This window comes from Pseudomonas tohonis (assembly GCF_012767755.2).
Taxonomy (GTDB): Bacteria; Pseudomonadota; Gammaproteobacteria; order Pseudomonadales; family Pseudomonadaceae; genus Metapseudomonas; species Metapseudomonas tohonis.
In genome coordinates, this window is the sequence record NZ_AP023189.1 from 3,523,441 (window position 1) to 3,539,917 (window position 16,477).

15 protein-coding genes are annotated in these 16,477 nt (G+C 68.9%); 11 read left to right on the forward strand and 4 right to left on the reverse strand.

Going from position 1 to position 16,477, the window contains the following annotated elements:
• The first annotated feature begins 1 nt into the window (after position 1).
• The 7 genes from HSX14_RS16135 (at position 2) to HSX14_RS16165 (ending at position 7,468) form a co-directional block, all read left to right on the forward strand.
• The gene (locus tag HSX14_RS16135; RefSeq protein WP_173179931.1) at positions 2 to 328 is read left to right on the forward strand and encodes an STAS domain-containing protein; all 327 of its coding nucleotides are present in this window, start codon (positions 2 to 4) and stop codon (positions 326 to 328) included.
• Positions 329 to 341: 13 nt separating this feature from the next.
• Complete coding sequence (locus HSX14_RS16140; RefSeq protein ID WP_173179933.1) at positions 342 to 2,534, forward strand: chemotaxis protein CheA; 2,193 nt, start codon at positions 342 to 344, stop codon at positions 2,532 to 2,534.
• Positions 2,535 to 2,546: 12 nt separating this feature from the next.
• Complete coding sequence (locus HSX14_RS16145) at positions 2,547 to 4,193, forward strand: methyl-accepting chemotaxis protein (protein ID WP_173179936.1); 1,647 nt, start codon at positions 2,547 to 2,549, stop codon at positions 4,191 to 4,193.
• Positions 4,194 to 4,202: 9 nt separating this feature from the next.
• Positions 4,203 to 4,712 carry a chemotaxis protein CheW gene (locus HSX14_RS16150; RefSeq protein ID WP_228723449.1) on the forward strand — a complete coding sequence of 170 codons (510 nt, stop codon included), beginning with the start codon at positions 4,203 to 4,205 and terminating at the stop codon, positions 4,710 to 4,712.
• Positions 4,712 to 5,521: a CheR family methyltransferase gene (locus tag HSX14_RS16155; RefSeq protein WP_173179938.1), complete on the forward strand. Its 810-nt coding sequence runs from the start codon at positions 4,712 to 4,714 to the stop codon at positions 5,519 to 5,521. The genes HSX14_RS16150 and HSX14_RS16155 overlap by 1 nt, the downstream gene beginning before the upstream one ends.
• On the forward strand, positions 5,518 to 6,648 hold the full coding sequence (locus HSX14_RS16160; protein ID WP_173179940.1) for a protein-glutamate methylesterase/protein-glutamine glutaminase: 1,131 nt from the start codon (positions 5,518 to 5,520) through the stop codon (positions 6,646 to 6,648). The genes HSX14_RS16155 and HSX14_RS16160 overlap by 4 nt, the downstream gene beginning before the upstream one ends.
• A 175-nt stretch (positions 6,649 to 6,823) precedes the next feature.
• On the forward strand, positions 6,824 to 7,468 hold the full coding sequence (locus HSX14_RS16165; protein ID WP_173179942.1) for a response regulator: 645 nt from the start codon (positions 6,824 to 6,826) through the stop codon (positions 7,466 to 7,468).
• Positions 7,469 to 7,481: 13 nt separating this feature from the next.
• Here the strand turns inward: HSX14_RS16165 and HSX14_RS16170 are convergent, their stop codons facing one another.
• A complete protein-coding gene (locus HSX14_RS16170; protein ID WP_173179944.1) occupies positions 7,482 to 8,204 on the reverse strand; it encodes a phosphatase domain-containing protein in 723 nt (240 codons plus the stop codon).
• Positions 8,205 to 8,914: 710 nt separating this feature from the next.
• Here HSX14_RS16170 and HSX14_RS16175 point away from each other — a divergent pair.
• On the forward strand, positions 8,915 to 9,169 hold the full coding sequence (locus HSX14_RS16175) for a hypothetical protein (RefSeq protein WP_173179946.1): 255 nt from the start codon (positions 8,915 to 8,917) through the stop codon (positions 9,167 to 9,169).
• Between the two features lie 12 nt (positions 9,170 to 9,181).
• Here the strand turns inward: HSX14_RS16175 and HSX14_RS16180 are convergent, their stop codons facing one another.
• Entirely contained in the window at positions 9,182 to 9,601 is a 420-nt protein-coding gene (locus HSX14_RS16180) for a hypothetical protein (protein WP_173179948.1), read from the reverse strand.
• A 431-nt stretch (positions 9,602 to 10,032) separates the two neighbouring features.
• On the opposite strand from HSX14_RS16180, the gene HSX14_RS16185 reads away from it, so the two are divergent.
• Together HSX14_RS16185 and HSX14_RS16190 are read left to right on the forward strand one after the other, a co-directional pair.
• Positions 10,033 to 12,405, forward strand: coding sequence for a glucose/quinate/shikimate family membrane-bound PQQ-dependent dehydrogenase (locus HSX14_RS16185; RefSeq protein ID WP_173179949.1), 2,373 nt, complete (start codon positions 10,033 to 10,035; stop codon positions 12,403 to 12,405).
• Between the two features lie 3 nt (positions 12,406 to 12,408).
• Positions 12,409 to 13,572, forward strand: coding sequence for a lactonase family protein (locus HSX14_RS16190; RefSeq protein WP_173179951.1), 1,164 nt, complete (start codon positions 12,409 to 12,411; stop codon positions 13,570 to 13,572).
• Here the strand turns inward: HSX14_RS16190 and HSX14_RS16195 are convergent, their stop codons facing one another.
• Complete coding sequence (locus tag HSX14_RS16195; protein WP_173179953.1) at positions 13,573 to 13,905, reverse strand: four-helix bundle copper-binding protein; 333 nt, start codon at positions 13,903 to 13,905, stop codon at positions 13,573 to 13,575. It lies immediately after the preceding gene.
• A 237-nt stretch (positions 13,906 to 14,142) separates the two neighbouring features.
• Between HSX14_RS16195 and HSX14_RS16200 the strand changes: the two genes are divergently transcribed.
• Positions 14,143 to 15,264, forward strand: coding sequence for a mechanosensitive ion channel family protein (locus tag HSX14_RS16200; RefSeq protein ID WP_173179955.1), 1,122 nt, complete (start codon positions 14,143 to 14,145; stop codon positions 15,262 to 15,264).
• Between the two features lies 1 nt (position 15,265).
• On the opposite strand, the gene HSX14_RS16205 is transcribed toward HSX14_RS16200, so the two are convergent.
• Entirely contained in the window at positions 15,266 to 15,784 is a 519-nt protein-coding gene (locus HSX14_RS16205; RefSeq protein ID WP_173179957.1) for a CinA family protein, read from the reverse strand.
• Positions 15,785 to 16,477 lie beyond the last annotated feature (693 nt).

The following is a 16,477-nucleotide window of genomic DNA, read 5'->3' on the forward strand; positions in this document are numbered from 1 at the left end:
GATGCTCGCCATCGAGTTCGACACCGCCGCCAGCCCCGCGCGCCTCGCCCTGGGTGGCAGCCTGACCATCTACGAGGTGGCCCAGGCCCATGGCGAGCTCCTGGCCCTGCTCGCGGCCAATGCCCGGGTGGAAGCCTGGCGCCTGGACCTCGCCGAGCTGGAGGAACTGGACAGCGCCGGCGTGCAACTGCTGCTCGGCCTGCGCCGCCAACTGGTGCTGGCCGGCAACACGGTCGAGGTGGTGAACCTGCAAGGCGCTGCGCTGGAAGTCGTCAGCCTGCTGCGCCTCGACGTGCTGCTGCCCGGCGAGCAGCCGGCAGCGGCCTGAACGGAGGCGCCCGATGCTCAACGGAGAACAGTGGAGCCAGCTGCTGCTGGGCTTCATCGAAGAGGCCCGTGACCTCGGCAAGCAGGCCGAGGAGTACCTGCTGCAACTCGACCAGCAGCCCGACGACGCGGCCGCCATCAACGGCCTGTTCCGGGCCATGCACACCCTCAAGGGCTCGGCCGGCCTGTTCTCCCTCACGCCCCTGGTGAGCTTCACCCACCACCTGGAGAACCTCCTGATGGCGGTGCGCGACGGCCACCGCGCGCTCGACCCGTCGCTGGTCTCGCTGATGCTGCGCTGCCTCGACGAGATCGTCTCGATGATCGCCCTGATCGACCCGGAAACCGGTGAGCTGCCGGTGGACGAACAGCACCAGACCGAGCTCCTCGGCGAGCTCGCCGCCCACCTCGGCGCGGCCGCCCCGGCGCACGCGGCGCCCGCCGAGGCCACGCCGCCTGCCGAGGCCGGCTCGGCCAGGGACGGTGCCTGGCACATCTCCCTGCGCTTCCATGCCGACCTGCTGCGCAACGGTTTCGACCCCATCGCCTTCGTCCAGTACCTCGGCCGCCTGGGCGAGGTGCTGCACCTGCAGGTGATCGACGACGCCCTGCCGCCCCTGGCCGAGCTGGACCCGGAAAGCTGCTACCTGGGCATGGAGATCGACCTGCTCAGCAACGCCACCAAGGCCGAGATCGAGGACGTCTTCGACTTCATCCACGACTTCTGCACCCTGCGCATCCTGCCGCCCGACAGCGCGCTGGACGACTACATCCGCCTGATCCAGGCGCTGCCCGAGACCGACCAGCGCATCGGCGCCATCCTCGTCGCCAGCGGCCTGCTCACCGAGCACGAACTGGCCCAGGGCCTGGCCCTGCAGGCCGGGGCCGCCGAACTCAAGCCGGCCCTGGGCGCGGTGCTGGTGGAAGAAGGCATCGTCGCCCCGCAGGCGGTCAACGCCGCCCTGGCCAAGCAGAAGAGCTCGCGCGAGCGCAAGGTCCAGGAAAGCAGCCAGATCCGCGTCGCCGCGCACAAGCTCGACGAGCTGATCAACCTGGTCGGCGAGCTGGTCATCAGCGCCGCCGGGGCCCAGTTGCAGGCGCAGATGCACGGCAACGCCCTGTGCCTGGAAGGCGCGCAGACGGTCAACCAGCGCGTCGAGCAGATCCGCGAGGCGGCGCTGAAGCTGCGCATGATCGAGATCGGCGACACCTTCAACCGCTTCCACCGCGTGGTGCGCGACGTCAGCCAGCAACTGGGCAAGGACATCCGCCTGGAGATCCGCGGTGCCGAGACCGAGCTGGACAAGTCGGTGATCGACAAGCTCGCCGATCCCCTCACCCACCTGGTGCGCAACGCCATCGACCACGGCATCGAATCCGCCGAGCAGCGCCTGGCCGCCGGCAAGAGCGCCGAGGGCCGGCTGAGCCTCAACGCCTTCCACGAGTCGGGGATGATCGTCATCGAGGTGGCCGACGACGGCCACGGCCTGAACACCGCGCGCATCCGCGAGAAGGCCATCGCCCGTGGCCTGATCGATGCGCAGGCGAACCTGCCCGAGCACGACATCCAGCGGCTGATCTTCGCCGCCGGTTTCTCCACCGCCGACAACGTCTCCGACCTCTCCGGGCGCGGCGTCGGCATGGACGTGGTGCGCAGCGCCATCGACGCCCTGCGCGGCAGCATCGAGATCGACTCGCGGCCGGGCCTGGGCTGCACCTTCCGCATCCGCCTGCCGCTGACCCTGGCGATCATCGACGGCTTCCTGGTGAGCCTGGGCGAAGAACACTTCGTGGTGCCGCTGGACATGGTCACCGAGTGCCTGGAGCTGGAAGACGGGCAGCTGGCCGAGGCCGCCTACGGCTACCTCGACCTGCGCGGCCGGCCCCTGCCCTGCATCGACCTCGCCGCGCATTTCGAGCTGCCGGTGCAGCGCGGCAAGCGGCGCAACATCGTGGTCGTCAGCCTGGGGCGCCAACAGGCCGGGCTGGTCGTCGACAACCTGCACGGCGAGCTGCAGACGGTGATCAAGCCGCTCGGCCTGCTGTTCCAGCACCTGGAAGGCATCAGCGGTTCCACCATCCTCGGCTCCGGGCAGGTCGCCCTGATCCTCGATATCGCCAGCCTGTTCCGCCACCTGCAAGGACGCGTCGACGCCGACGCCCGTACCCTTTCAACCCAACCGCGCCCCGACCTCGCGGGCTCGTAGGAGAACACCGCCATGCAATTCATCAGCAACCTGAAGATCGGCGTAAGGCTGATCGCCGGCTTTTCCCTGGTGGTGCTCCTGACCGCCGTGGTGGGGGTCCTGGGCATCGTCAACCTGGGCAAGGTCAACGACCTCTCCGACCAGATGTACAGCCGCGAGATGGCCGCCCTGGAAACCATGATGAACGCCAACATGGACCTCATCTACATGGGCCGCCACCTGCGCAGCAACCTGCTGTCGTCTTCCCAGCAGGAGCGTGACGCCACCGCCGCGCAGGTCCACGAGGCGATGAAGAACCTGCACGAGAACCTCGACAAGGCGCGCGGCAGCTTCGAGAGCGAGCAGTCCCTCGCCAAGCTCGCCGCCCTCGACACGCAACTGGCCGAATACGAGAAAATCGTGCTGCAGATGCTCGAGGCGAACAAGAACGCCGCCCTGGCGCAGAGCACCGAGGCCACCGCGCTGATGCCGCAGCTGCGCGCCCAGGGCAATGCCGCCGACGCCACCATCAGCGAGCTGGTGGTGCAGAAGAAATCCCGCGCCAAGGACGCCAACAGCACCATCACCGACATCTACGAGGGTTCGCGGACCCAGATGATCGCGCTGATCCTGATCGCCGCCGCAGTCGGCTTCGCCATCGGCATCCTTGTCACCCGCTCCATCTCGCGTCCGCTGAACCGCGCCATGGGCGTGGCCAACAGCCTGGCCGAGGGTGACCTGACGGTGAACGTCGAATCCGAAAGCCGCGACGAGACCGGGCGCCTGCTGGCCTCCATGCAGCACATGACCGAGCGCCTGCGCAGCGTCATGGCCGACGTGCGCAGCGCCGCCGACTCGCTGTCCTCGGCCTCCGAGGAAGTCAGCGCCACCTCGCAGTCCCTCAGCCAGGCCGCCACCGAACAGGCCGCCAGCGTCGAGGAGACCACCGCCTCGGTCGAGCAGATGTCCGCCTCCATCGCGCAGAACACCGAGAGCGCGCAGATCACCGACGGCATCGCCGGCAAGGCCGCCAACGACGCCGTTCAGGGCGGCCAGGCGGTGCGCGAGATGGTCCAGGCCATGAAGCAGATCGCCGACAAGATCGGCATCATCGACGACATCGCCTACCAGACCAACCTGCTGGCCCTCAACGCCGCCATCGAGGCCGCCCGCGCGGGCGACCACGGCAAGGGCTTCGCGGTGGTCGCCGCCGAGGTGCGCAAGCTCGCCGAGCGCAGCCAGGTGGCCGCCCAGGAGATCGGCGGCGTGGCCAGCAACAGCGTGCAGCTGGCCGAGCAGGCCGGCGCCCTGCTCGACCAGATCGTGCCCAACATCCAGAAGACCTCCGACCTGGTGCAGGAGATCACCGCCGCGTCCCAGGAGCAGACCACCGGCGCCGCGCAGATCAACATCGCCATGGGCCAGATGAACCAGATCACCCAGCAGAACGCCTCCGCCTCCGAGGAACTGGCGGCCACCGCCGAGGAGATGAACGCCCAGGCCAGCCAGCTGCAGGAGCTGATCGGCTACTTCCGCCTGGAGAGCGCCGCCCACGCCAGCAAGCTGCCCGTGGTGCGCAACGACCGTGGCCCCGGCAACGTGCGCGAACTGCGCCGCCCGGCCCCGCGCAAACCGAACCAGCCGCTGGCCGATGAAGGCCAGTTCGTCAGCTTCAACTGAGGAGGCGGCATGAACGAAGCCAAGGCCATGGTGCCGGTGGCCTTGCCCACCAGCATCCAGCACCTGTCGTTCCGGGTGCGCCAGGCGCGCTACGCCCTGCCCATCGACCTGGTGCGCGAGATCATCGAGTACGGCCAGGTGACCACCGTGCCGATGATGCCGCCCTTCATCCACGGGGTGATCAACCTGCGCGGCAACGTGGTGCCGGTGCTGGATCTGGCGGCACGCTTCGGCTTCGAGCTGAGCGTGCCGAACAAGCGCACCTGCATCGTCATCATCGAGCTGAACCTGGATGACCAGCAGCAGCGCATCGGCCTGGTGGTGGACGCCGTCGACGCGGTGCTGGACATCGAGTCCGACAAGGTCGAGCAGGCACCGCCGTTCGGCGCCGGCATCCGCACCGACTTCATCGCCGGCATGGCTCGCGATGAGCGCGGCTTCACCATCATCCTCGACGTGCGCCGCGTGCTCTCGCTGGACGACATCCGCCAGCTGAGCCTCGCCCAGCAGGCCGGCTGATGCCCACCAGCCACCTGCCCAAGCTCAGCGACAGCGACTTCCGTCGCCTCCAGCAGATGATGCTGGAGGCCTCGGGGATCCGCATGGCCGAACAGAAGCGCACCCTGATGGCCGGCCGCCTGATGGGCCGCCTGCGCGCCCTGGAGCTGGACAGCTACGGCGACTACATGAAAGTGCTCGACGATCCCGCCTCCCAGGAGGAACGGCGCACCGTCATCGACCTGCTGACCACCAACGAGACCTACTTCTTCCGCGAGCCGCAGCACTTCAAGCTGCTCGGCGAATGGGTGGCCCGCCAGCGCCGCCCGCTGCACCTGTGGAGCGCCGCCAGCTCCTCCGGCCAGGAGGCCTTCAGCATGGCCATGACCCTGGCCGAGAACGCCCGCACCCAGGACTGGTCGATCTTCGCCAGCGACCTCAGCCGCCGCGTGCTGGAAAAGGCGCGCCTGGCCACCTACCCCATGGAGCAGGCGGAGAACTTCCCCACCGGCTGGCTCAAGCGCCACTGCCTCAAGGGCGTGGAGGAAAGCGAGGGGCTGTTCCGCATGAGCCAGACCCTGCGCCACCGGGTGGCCTTCGCCGAACTCAATCTGACCCGGCCGATCCCCAGGGAGATCGGCCCCTTCGACGTGATCTTCCTGCGCAACGTGCTCATCTACTTCGGCCAGGAGGAAAAGCGCGCCATGGTCGCGCGCCTGGTGGAGCGCCTCCGCCCGGACGGCCTGTTCTTCATCGGCCATGCGGAAAGCCTGCATGGCTTCAACCTGCCGCTGCGTGCAGTGCGGCCCTCGGTATTCCAACGCACATGAGCCCGCTCAGCAGACCCGCCCCGAACCCGATCAAGGTGTTCATCGTCGACGACTCCGCCCTGGTGCGGCAGGTGCTCACCGCCTGCCTGGACAACCACCCCGGCATCCAGGTCATCGGCCAGGCCGCCGACCCGCTGTTCGCCCTGGACAAGATGCGCAAGCAGTGGCCCGACGTGCTGGTCCTCGACGTCGAGATGCCGCGCATGGACGGCATCACCTTCCTGCGCAAGATCATGGCCGAGCGGCCCACGCCCTCGATCATCTGCTCGACCCTCACCGAAGCCGGCGCGGCCATCACCCTCGAAGCCCTGGCCGCTGGCGCCGTCGGCGTCTTCACCAAGGCGCGCCAGGGGCTCAAGGACAGCCTGCAGCAGCTGTCCGGCGACCTCATCCGGCAGATCGAGCTGGCCGCCCGCAGCCACCCCCATGCCATGCCGCGCAGCGCGCCACCCCCACCCCCGGCCAAGGCCACGCCGGCGGCGGCTCCGGCCGACCCTTCGGCACGCCCCACCGGCTACGCCACCACCGACCGCGTGGTCGCCCTGGGCACCTCCACCGGCGGCACCCAGGCCCTGGAGGTGGTGCTGCGCCAGCTGCCGGTGGATTGCCCCGGCATCGTCATCGTCCAGCACATGCCGGAGAAGTTCACCGCCGCCTTCGCCCAGCGCCTGAACAGCGTGTGCGAGATCGACGTGCGCGAAGCCCGGCACATGGACCGCGTGCGCCCGGGGCTGGCCCTGGTCGCCCCCGGCGGGCACCACATGCAGCTCAAGCGCAGCGGCGCGCAGTACTTCGTCGAGGTGCTCGACGGCCCCCACGTCAACCGCCACAAGCCCTCGGTGGACGTTCTGTTCCGCTCCGTCGCCCGCCACGCCGGGCACAACGCCCTGGGCGTGATCATGACCGGCATGGGCGACGACGGCGCGCGCGGCCTGCTGGCCATGCGCGAGGCCGGCGCGCGCACCGTGGCCCAGGACGAGGCCAGCTGCGTGGTCTTCGGCATGCCCAAGGAAGCCCTGCGCATGGGAGCGGCGCAGAGCACCGAGCCCCTGGCCAAACTGTCGGAGGTGATCGTCCGCTATGCGCGCGGCCCGGCGGCCGACAAGAACGCGGAGGCCGCAAGATAGAGGCGTTTCAGGCGATAAACGGGCCACTTTGATGCTGGCCCGGTGCTACCGTCCGTCCGGTAAGCCCGGGCGAACCTTCGTGTCGGATGCTACTCCGTACCTGTAGGCCTGCTCTTTTTCAGGGCGGCCTGCAATTGGAGAAATGCATGAACGACGCGTTGCGCAAGGAGCGCCCATGACCTGTCGCCTGTTGCTGGCCGACGACCACGCACTCATCCGTGTCGGCGTCCGAGCCATGGTCAACGATCTGGAGGGTTACGAAGTAGTCGGAGAAGCGGAGGACGGCGAGGAAGCCGTCGTGATGGCCGAGCGCCTGAAGCCGGACATCATCCTCCTCGATATCTCCATGCACGGCGTGGACGGCCTGGAGGCCCTGCAACGCCTGGGTACGCGCGTGCCCGAGGCCCGCGTGCTGATGCTCTCGATGCACACCGACGCCGAGGTGGTCCTCTCCGCCCTGGAGAAAGGCGCCTACGGCTACCTGCTCAAGGACGCCGCCATGGTCGAGCTCGCCCTCGCCCTCAAGGCCGTCGACCGGGGCCAGCGCTACCTCAGTTCCGCCATCGCCCAACCGGTGATCGAACAGGCCCTGAACCGCCAGCATGGGAGCGAGGACCCCGGGCTCACCCAGCGCCAGGTGGAAATCCTGCGCCTGATCAGCCGTGGCGCCTCGACCCGCTCCATCGCCGACGGCCTCGGCCTCAGTGTGAAGACGGTGGAGGCCCACCGCGCGCAGATCATGAAGCGCCTGGACATCCACGACGTTCCCGGGCTGGTCCTCTACGCGGTGCGCAAGGGCATCATCAGCCCGGACGACTGAGGCGGCGGGCGCGTCAGGAGTCGGAGCGCACCTCTTCCACGGGCCCGCTCACCGCCACCTCCTCATCCGCTTGCGCGCCGAAGGTGGCCCGCAACCAGCGCCCCACCTGGCACGCCGCCAGGGTCCGGGTGCTGCAGGCACCGCTGGCCAGCGCCTGGCGCAAGCCATCGATATCGGCGCCCTCGACATAGGCGATGGCGTCATCCATCAACCGCGCGTCGCCGAAGCCACCGGCCTTCATCTCCGCCAACGCATCGGCACGGCTCCAGCCCTGCACCACGGTGCGGTACATGGCCGCCATCAGCCCGGTGCGATCGCGGCCGTGCTTGCAGTGCATCAGCACCGGGCCCTGCGCCTCGGCCCGCTGCAGCACACGGAGCACACGCAGCACGTCCACGTCGTCGACCCGGTCGGCGTGCAGCGGGATGCTCACCCGTTGCACCTGGGCATCGCCCAGCCAGTTTGCGTCGTCCTCCTTGATGAAGCTCACCACCGTGCGCACCCCCAGGCGCTGCAATTGCGGCAGGTCGCCGGAATCCGGCAGCGCGCTGCGGTACAGCTGCGGGGTCATGCGGTAGAGGTTGAAGCCCCGGTCCACCGGCACCGCCCAGTCCTGCCGCGACAGCAGCGCTCCCGGCTCCGGCACCTGGGTGTTGCCCTGGGCCAGCGGCACGCACAGCGAAGCGACGGCCAGCAGGCCGGCGAAGAACAGCGAGATACGAGGTCCGGGCGTCATGGCGCGCTCCTGCAAGGTTCGCCACTACCCTCGCGCACCGCCCGTAAAGGCCAGATCAAGAAGACGTGAAAAATTTGTCAGCCGCCCCACCGGTGCGAAAGCCTGCAAGGGCGAGCGCCGGGGCGATTTCATTGGCTCGGCCTGCATTGGCGCTTGTGAAGGTGATGCGAAGCCTCAAGCACGGTGTTTTCCGGGGCATTCATGCCCCCTTGTCGCGCCCACCGCATGGGTTTCGCTTCGCTCTACGCCATCCTACGGAAGCCGCCAGCCGCGGTAGTGATGCGCACATCAATGTGAAGTATCGAGCACCGACGTTGGAGCAGTCGCCAAACGCCCCTTTCAGGAGGCCGAGCGCAATCGTCGTTTCAGGGGTTGAGCGACATGGATGTCGCGAGAGGCGTACCGGGCCATGGATGGCCCGTTACGCCGTGCCCCTGAAACGATGATGGAGCGAGGGAACCCGACGCAGTCGGGCCGTATGCAGGGGCAAGTTTTTTGGTTCCTTTTCAACGATTGGAAAAGGGACTAGCCCGGCAAGGCGAAACAGAAAACCTCAGCAAAACTCGGCAATCGGCTTGGCCAAAAACCTTGATGCAGCGAACCCCGCCGGCCCTGTGCAACGGCCAATTCGACGGATGTCCGACAATCGCCACACCACGCCGGGCCGAGCTGTTCTAGAATCAGCGTCGAATCACGCTACAGTCCCGCCCATGGATATCCAGAGCCGCACCCTTCTCCTGCGTTCCCTCCTCGCCCAGCTCAGCGAGGACTCCCCCCGTGATGCCAGCACCCTGGAAGGCGACCCGGCACGGATCATGATCGGCCTGCGCGATCTTCAGGAACTCGGCCTGATCAGCGGCCAGCTGCAGCGCAGCGAGCAGAGCGATGGCCAGGGCCCGCTGCTGGCCAGCGCCACGGGCATCACCCTCACCCGCCGGGGCGCGGCCTTCAAGGCCGAGCCCTGAACCCCGCGCGCATCAGTTCGCCGAGGACAGCTCGGTGCCCTGGCTGACGTTCATCGACTCGTAGGGCCGGTTGTCGAACTGGTGGTACTTCTCCAGCCAGGCGGCATAGGCCTGGCCGTCCCCCGCATAGCGACCCGAGCTGGAATAGCGCGGCGCATCGCCCTCGACCAGGCGGCGCTCGATCATCGCCGGGTAGGCCGGGTGCTTGCGGGTGGTGAAGAGATAGACCGAGCCGTCGCGCTCGTTCTTGATGATGGTCACCTGGTCCGACGACGAATAACGGACTTCCGGCAACGCCAGCGCCTCATCGAACGCCGCCTGCCACTGCTGCACGCTGATGGGCTCGGGCAGCGGCTGCACGGCCGGCTGTTCGTTGGCCTGGGAATCGCCCGCGCCGAACAGGCCGAGCAGCATTGCGAATAACTGGTTCATGGTCTTGCTCACCGGGAATGGGAGTCACAGAGGTTCAGAGGGACGTGGCCGGGGTCGGTTCAGGAAATTTTCGGGGGCTCGGCGCGGGGGCGCTCGGCAGTCCGCTGGGTGGGTCGGGGCGGCTGCGCTTCCCGCGCGACGGCCAGGCCGACGCGGCGACGCGGGATGCGATAGCGACCGTGCGGGTGAGCCCGCTTCCAAGACCGTGCCTCCAGCCCGAACGCCAGCAGGATGATGAGAGGCGCATAGCTCACCCGATTCACATGACGGAATGATGACGAAGTGCCATCCACCCCGGCTCCGGGCCCTCCGTCGCGCCCGTGGCCCTGAACTATTCCCCGCACCGGGGTTCGATCTCTTCAACGGTGTCGCGCCATCCGCGTGTGCCGAGCCCCGACCGCAACCGCGAAGCCCCCACCCCGGAGGACCCCATGGCCACCCTCGGCACCCGCCCTTCCCCCCTCGCCCGCCTGCTCGCCCTGCTGCTGTCGCTGATCGGCCTCGCCCTGCTGATCGGCGGCATCCGCCTGGTCTGGGTCGGTGGCTCCTGGTACTACCCGCTGGCCGGCGCGGCCCTGCTGCTGACCGGCTTCCTGCTGTGGAACGGCCTCGGCTCGGCGCTGCTGGTGTTCGCCGCGATGCTCATCGCCTCCACCGCCTGGGCCCTCTGGGAAGTCGGCCTGGACTGGTGGCAACTGGTCCCGCGTCTGGCCCTGTGGTTCGGCTTGGGCGTGCTGCTGTTGCTGCCCTGGACGCGGCGCGGCCTGGCCGGCGGCACCTCGCCGGCCAACGGTGGCGCGCTGCTGGTGGCGGTGCTGCTGGCCGGCGCCGTGGCGCTGCTCAGCCAGTTCACCGAACCGCACCGCCAGGAAGGCGAGATCAGCCGGGCCGACCCCGCGCCCGCCGCCGGCGAGCCACCCATGCCCGAAGGCGACTGGCAGGCCTACGGGCGCAGCAATGCCGGCGACCGCTACTCGCCCCTGGCGCAGATCACCCCGGAGAACGTCCACAAGCTGGAGCTGGCCTGGAGCTACCGCACGGGCGACCTGCCCGGCCCCGACGACCCGCAGGAGACCACCGCCGAGAACACCCCGCTCAAGGCCAACGGCATGCTCTACGTGTGCACCCCGCACAGCCAGGTGATCGCCCTGGACCCGGACAGCGGCCGCGAGATCTGGCGCTTCGACCCGAAGATCAGCACGCAGCACGCCGACAGCTTCAAGGGCTGGGCGCACATGACCTGCCGCGGCGTCGCCTACCACCAGCAAGACACCCCCAGCGACGGCAAGCGCTGCGAGCGGCGCCTGTTCCTGCCCACCGCCGACACCCGCCTGATGGCTCTGGACGCCGATGACGGCAAGCCCTGCGAGGGGTTCGGCGACAAGGGCTCCATCGACCTCACGCGCGGCATCGGCAGCTTCACCCCGGGTGGCTACTACTCCACCTCGCCGCCCGGCGTCAGCCGCGACCTGGTGATCATCGGCGGCCACGTCACCGACAACGTCTCCGAGGACGAGCCCTCGGGCGTGATCCGCGCCTACGACGTGCGCGACGGCCACCTGGTGTGGAACTGGGATGCCGGCAACCCCGACGACACCGCCCCGCTGGCTGAGGGCCGCACCTACACCCGCAACTCGCCGAACATGTGGTCGGTGATGAGCCTGGACGAGCAGCTCGGCCTGCTCTACCTGCCCATGGGCAACCAGACCCCGGACCAGTGGGGCGGCCGCCGTACCCCCGCCTCGGAGAAATACAGCGCCGGCGTCACCGCCCTGGAGATCGCCACCGGCAAGGTGCGCTGGACCTTCCAGATGACCCACCACGACCTCTGGGACATGGACGTCGGTGGCCAGCCCACCCTGGTCGACCTGCCGCCGCAGAAGGCCGGCGATGCCCCGCGCCCGGCGCTGATCGCCTCCACCAAGCAGGGCAGCCTCTACGTGCTCGACCGGCGCACCGGCGAGCCCATCGTCCCGGTGAAGGAAACCCCCGTGCCCCAAGGCGCCGCCAAGGGCGACTTCACCGCGCCGACCCAGCCCATGTCGGCCCTCAACCTGATGCCCCCGCCGCTGCAGGAACGCGACATGTGGGGCGGCACGCCGATCGACCAGATGCTCTGCCGCATCACCTTCCGCTCGCTGCGCTACGAGGGCATCTACACCCCGCCCTCCGAGCAGGGCAGCCTGGTCTATCCGGGCAATTTCGGGGTCTTCGACTGGGGCGGCATCGCCGTCGATCCGGTGCGCCAGATCGCCTTCCTCAACCCCAGCTACATGGCCTTCACCTCGAAATTGATCCCCGAAGGCAGCGCCGCCGATGAACCTGCGCGCAAGAGCGAGATCGAAGGCGTACAGCCGAACAAGGGCGCGCCCTACGGCGCCCTGCTCTCGCCGCTGCTGTCACCCCTCGGGCTGCCCTGCCAGTCGCCGCCCTGGGGCTACGTCGCGGGCCTGGACCTGACCACCATGAACGTCGCCTGGAAACACAAGAACGGCACGGTGCGCGACAGCTCGCCGATCCCCATCCCGCTGCCCATGGGCGTGCCCAGCCTGGGTGGCAGCGTGATCACCGGCGGTGGCGTCGCCTTCCTCGCCGGCACGCTCGACCAGTACCTGCGCGCCTATGACGTGCGCACTGGCGAGCAGCTCTGGGAAGGCCGCCTGCCGGCCGGCGGCCAAGCCACGCCCATGAGCTACACCGGCAAGGACGGTCGCCAGTACGTGCTGATCGTCGCCGGTGGCCACGGCTCCCTGCACACCCGCCAGGGCGACCATGTCCTGGCCTTCGCCCTGCCCAAGGAATGATCGATGCCGCGAAACGTACCACTGCTCTTCTGCACCATGACCCTGCTCGCCGGATGCGCCGGGCGCCCTCCCGCCGACACCACCCAGCTGCTGGTGGGCTGTACCGGCGAGGTCTGCCCCGGCATCCAGCGCTTCGCCTTCGACGGCGCCCAGGGCCGGCTGACGGAACGGCCGCTGCAGACCCTGCCCAGCGCCAACCCCTCGTGGCTGGTGCTCTCGGCGGACGGCAGCCAGCTGTTCGCCACCAACGAGAACCCACCCCAGGGGCGTGACCCGGCCGGCCAGGTCAGCAGCTTCGCCATCGGCGGGGGCACCGAGCGCAGCCTCACGCCACTCAGCCAGGTCGCGACCCGGGGTGCCGAGCCGACCCATGCCAGCCTCAGCGAAGACGGGCGCTTCCTCTTCGTCGCCCACTACAGCACCCGGCCCACGCCCGGAGGCAGCCTCGCGGTGATCCCGGTCACGGCCCACGGCACCCTGGGCGCCGTGGCCCAGCAGGTGCGCCAGAGCTTTTCCCGGCGCGGCTCGCAGCGCCAGGGCTCCTCGCACCTGCACGCGGCGGTGCTGGCCGGCGGCTACCTCTTCGTCACCGACCTGGGCGCCGACAAGGTCTACGCCTATCGCTACGACGGGGAAAAACCGAAAAAGCCGCTGCAGGCCGCCAGGCCCGGCGCCTTCGCCCTGCCCAAGGGCAGCGGCCCGCGCCACCTCGCGTTCGACAAGAGCGGCACGCGCGCCTACCTGACCCTGGAGCTGTCCAACCAGATCGCCATCCTCGGCCGCGACGAGGCCAGGCTGGAGCAGCAGGGCCTGGTGGACCTCGACCCGCCCGGCGCCAACGCCGAGGGCGACCGCCGCCTGGGCGCCATCCACCTGTCGCCGGACGAACGCTTCCTCTACGTCGCCCGCCGTGGGGTGGAGAACCAGATCGTGGTCTATGCGGTGAGCCCCGCCGACGGCAGCCTCAGCGAAGTACAGCGGCACGCCAGCGGTGGCGAAGAGCCTCGCGAATTCACCTTCGCGCCGGACGGGCGCTTCCTGCTGGTGGCCAACCAGAAGAGCGACAGCGTGGCGGTATTCGCCCGTGATCCGCAGAGCGGCCTGCTGGTGGAGCAGGTGCAAAGCATCAGCGCCCCCGCCCCCAGCGCGCTGCGCTTCGTGCCCTGATCAGGCGGCCAGGGCCAGGCCCTGGCACTGCCTCGCGCACTCCTCGCAGACCTGGGCCAGCCGCTGGCAGTGCACCAGGTCGTGGCGCTGGCACTCTGCCGCGCACAGCCTGCACAGGCTCGCGCAGAACAGGCCGAATCCGATCACCTGGGCGCTTTGCCGCTCCACCAGCTCCTGCATCAGCAGGCAGCTGTCGGCGCATTCGCGGCTCAACTCGATGCAACGCCCCAGGTCCTCGCCGGACTCGTCCAGGCGACTCTCGGTGACGCACTGCGCGCATTCGCTGGCGCACACCAGGCAGGCTTCGGCACAGGCTTGGATCTCGGCATTCATGGGCATCTCCATCCAGGGGGCTCATCTACTTCGGCCCCGCCCTGGCGCGGCGGTTCAGGAGATTTATGTGCGCCGTAGGTTGGGCGGAGGCACGAAGCCCAAGGCAACAGAGCCGAGCCCCGCTCCGTTGGGCCTCGCTGCGCTCGGCGCCAACCTGCAACGGCCAGGGCAATCCATCCGAACCCATCGCCAGGCACCGGGTCACTAACAGGGTCATCGCGATCCCGGAGGTTCCCCATGCTCGAAAACTGGCTACCGTACCTGCCGCTGCCCGAACTCAGGGTCCTGCTCACGGCCCTGGTGGTGATGCTGGGCCTCAGCCTGGTCGCTCGCGGGGTCATGCGCGTGCTGGTCCGCCTGGCCAAGCCGGTGCTGTTCCTGCGCGAGCTGCTGCAACGGGTGCGCCGGCCGCTCTACCTCCTGCTGCCGCTGCTGGGCCTGCAGACGGTGTGGAGCGCCGCGGACGACGACCTGCTGTTCATCGGCCCGCTGCGCCAGCTCACCTCGATGGCCATCATCGGCACCTTCACCTGGCTCGGCCTGCGCGCGGTGGACGCGGTGCAGCAGGTGATCCTGCTGCACAACCCCGTGGACATCAGCGACAACCTGCGCGCCCGGCGCATCCAGACCCAGACCCGCGTGCTGGTGCGCACCCTGAGCTTCTTCGTGCTGCTGTTCGGCGCCGCCACCATGCTCATGACCTTCCCCACCGCGCGGCAGTTCGGCACCAGCCTGCTGGCCTCGGCCGGGGTCGCCGGGCTGGCGGTGGGCTTCGCCGCCAAGCCGGTGCTGGGCAACCTGATCGCCGGGCTGCAGATCGCCATCACCCAGCCCATCCGCCTGGATGACGTGGTGATCGTCGAGAACGAATGGGGGCGCATCGAGGAGATCACCGGCACCTACGTGGTGGTGCGCATCTGGGACGACCGCCGCCTGGTGGTGCCGCTGCAGTGGTTCATCGAGAACCCCTTCCAGAACTGGACGCGGGTCAGCTCCTCGATCACCGGCGCCGTGGTGCTCTGGGCCGACTACGAAATGCCGCTGGACCCGCTGCGCCAGGAGCTGGAGCGCCTGTGCAAGGAAGCCCCGCAACTCTGGGACGGGCGCGTCAGCGTGCTGCAACTGGTGGACGCCACCGAGCGCTCCATCCAGCTGCGGGTGCTGGTCAGCTCCATCGACTCCTCGCGCAACTGGGACCTGCGCTGCTACCTGCGCGAGAACCTGATCAACTTCATCGCCCACCGCTACCCGCACTGCCTGCCGCAGCTGCGCGCCGAACTGTCCCGCAGCGCCGCGCCGGAACTGCGGGACCGCCACCCGGAACCCATCGTCGAGCCCGAGCGCCAGCCGCCGGTGTGAGTCAGCCGCCGGCCGCCTCGATGGGCAGCTTCGCGGCGACGGCCTGGCGCAGACGCTCGTAGTAGTAGGGCAATTGCAGCAGGCCATGCCGGGCGGCCGCCTCGCGCACCTGGTTGCGCTCGCCGTCGAAGCGCAGGTGCTCGCTGACCACCCACGGCTCGCCGTCCATCAGCATGGCGCAGGCGAAGCACACCAGGCCGTCCATCTCGCCTTCGGCCTCGGCCAGCCCGGTGTTGGCCAGCGCCACGTTGGCTTCGCTGTTGTCCAGGGCGCCCAGGGCCATCTCCCGCGCCACCTCTTCGCTGGTCAGGCCGTAGCGGGCGATGGTGCCCGGGTCCACGCCCAGGCATTGCTGCTTGGCCTCGGGCGAATAGGCGACATAGCCCCGATCCAGCACCGCACCGCAACCGGGCACCCCCGCCAGCAGGGACGCCATCATCCCCCCGGTGCAGGATTCGGCGGTGACCAGGGACAGCTGGTACTTCTCGAGGAAACTCACAACCTGCTCGACGCTCTGCATGACGGCCTCCGGGGAATATGTCTGTGCCTGTGTAGAGGCTTAGGGAGGCGCCGGAGCGGCCGAGTTCCCACTATCCACCGGCACAGGCGACGGGCGCGCTCGCAGCCGCCGCTCACTCCAGACGTAGGGGTGTGCTGCGCGCACCTGGGGCTCGCCGGGAGCACCGCCCTACAAAAGTATCGCGAGTGTTGCTGGAGGTTCTGGCCGAGCCGATTGCCGAGTTTTGCTGATGTTTCTGGTTTCGCCCCCCGGGCGAGTTTCTTTTGGCAGTCGCCCCAAAAGAAACCAAAAGGGCTTGCCCCATCATCCGGCCCGACTGCGTCGGGTGCCCTCACTCCGTCGTCGCTCTGGGGGCCGGCGCGATGGGCCATCCATGGCCTGGGGCGCCTCTCGCGGCATCCATGCCGCTCGTCCCCCGGCGCAACGACTGCGTTCGGCCTCCTGGAGGGGCGTTTCCGCTGCTCCAACCTCTTCGCCGGAATCTTCATCGGTGTGCGCATCACGCTCGGTGCGCATGGCTTCCGTAGGATGGCGTAGAGCGAAGCGAAACCCATGCGGCGGGCCTGCCAAGCACCCAGAATGCCCCCGAAAGCACGGTCCTTGAACCTTCTCGTTGGTTCCACTACAGCGTGAATTCGCTCGAACGAGGAGCCGGTGGAAACCGGGGGCGCGCCCTGGCGCTTGGCTGCCGAC

Coding starts and splice junctions, on each gene's coding strand:
- HSX14_RS16135 (WP_173179931.1), top strand. CDS start 2: ATGCTCGCCATCGAGTTCGACACCGCCGCCAGCCCCGCGCGCCTCGCC.
- HSX14_RS16175 (WP_173179946.1), top strand. CDS start 8,915: ATGGATATCCAGAGCCGCACCCTTCTCCTGCGTTCCCTCCTCGCCCAG.
- HSX14_RS16185 (WP_173179949.1), top strand. CDS start 10,033: ATGGCCACCCTCGGCACCCGCCCTTCCCCCCTCGCCCGCCTGCTCGCC.
- HSX14_RS16190 (WP_173179951.1), top strand. CDS start 12,409: ATGCCGCGAAACGTACCACTGCTCTTCTGCACCATGACCCTGCTCGCC.
- HSX14_RS16155 (WP_173179938.1), top strand. CDS start 4,712: ATGCCCACCAGCCACCTGCCCAAGCTCAGCGACAGCGACTTCCGTCGC.
- HSX14_RS16205 (WP_173179957.1), bottom strand. CDS start 15,784: ATGCAGAGCGTCGAGCAGGTTGTGAGTTTCCTCGAGAAGTACCAGCTG.
- HSX14_RS16200 (WP_173179955.1), top strand. CDS start 14,143: ATGCTCGAAAACTGGCTACCGTACCTGCCGCTGCCCGAACTCAGGGTC.
- HSX14_RS16150 (WP_228723449.1), top strand. CDS start 4,203: ATGAACGAAGCCAAGGCCATGGTGCCGGTGGCCTTGCCCACCAGCATC.
- HSX14_RS16180 (WP_173179948.1), bottom strand. CDS start 9,601: ATGAACCAGTTATTCGCAATGCTGCTCGGCCTGTTCGGCGCGGGCGAT.
- HSX14_RS16140 (WP_173179933.1), top strand. CDS start 342: ATGCTCAACGGAGAACAGTGGAGCCAGCTGCTGCTGGGCTTCATCGAA.
- HSX14_RS16170 (WP_173179944.1), bottom strand. CDS start 8,204: ATGACGCCCGGACCTCGTATCTCGCTGTTCTTCGCCGGCCTGCTGGCC.
- HSX14_RS16160 (WP_173179940.1), top strand. CDS start 5,518: ATGAGCCCGCTCAGCAGACCCGCCCCGAACCCGATCAAGGTGTTCATC.
- HSX14_RS16165 (WP_173179942.1), top strand. CDS start 6,824: ATGACCTGTCGCCTGTTGCTGGCCGACGACCACGCACTCATCCGTGTC.
- HSX14_RS16195 (WP_173179953.1), bottom strand. CDS start 13,905: ATGAATGCCGAGATCCAAGCCTGTGCCGAAGCCTGCCTGGTGTGCGCC.
- HSX14_RS16145 (WP_173179936.1), top strand. CDS start 2,547: ATGCAATTCATCAGCAACCTGAAGATCGGCGTAAGGCTGATCGCCGGC.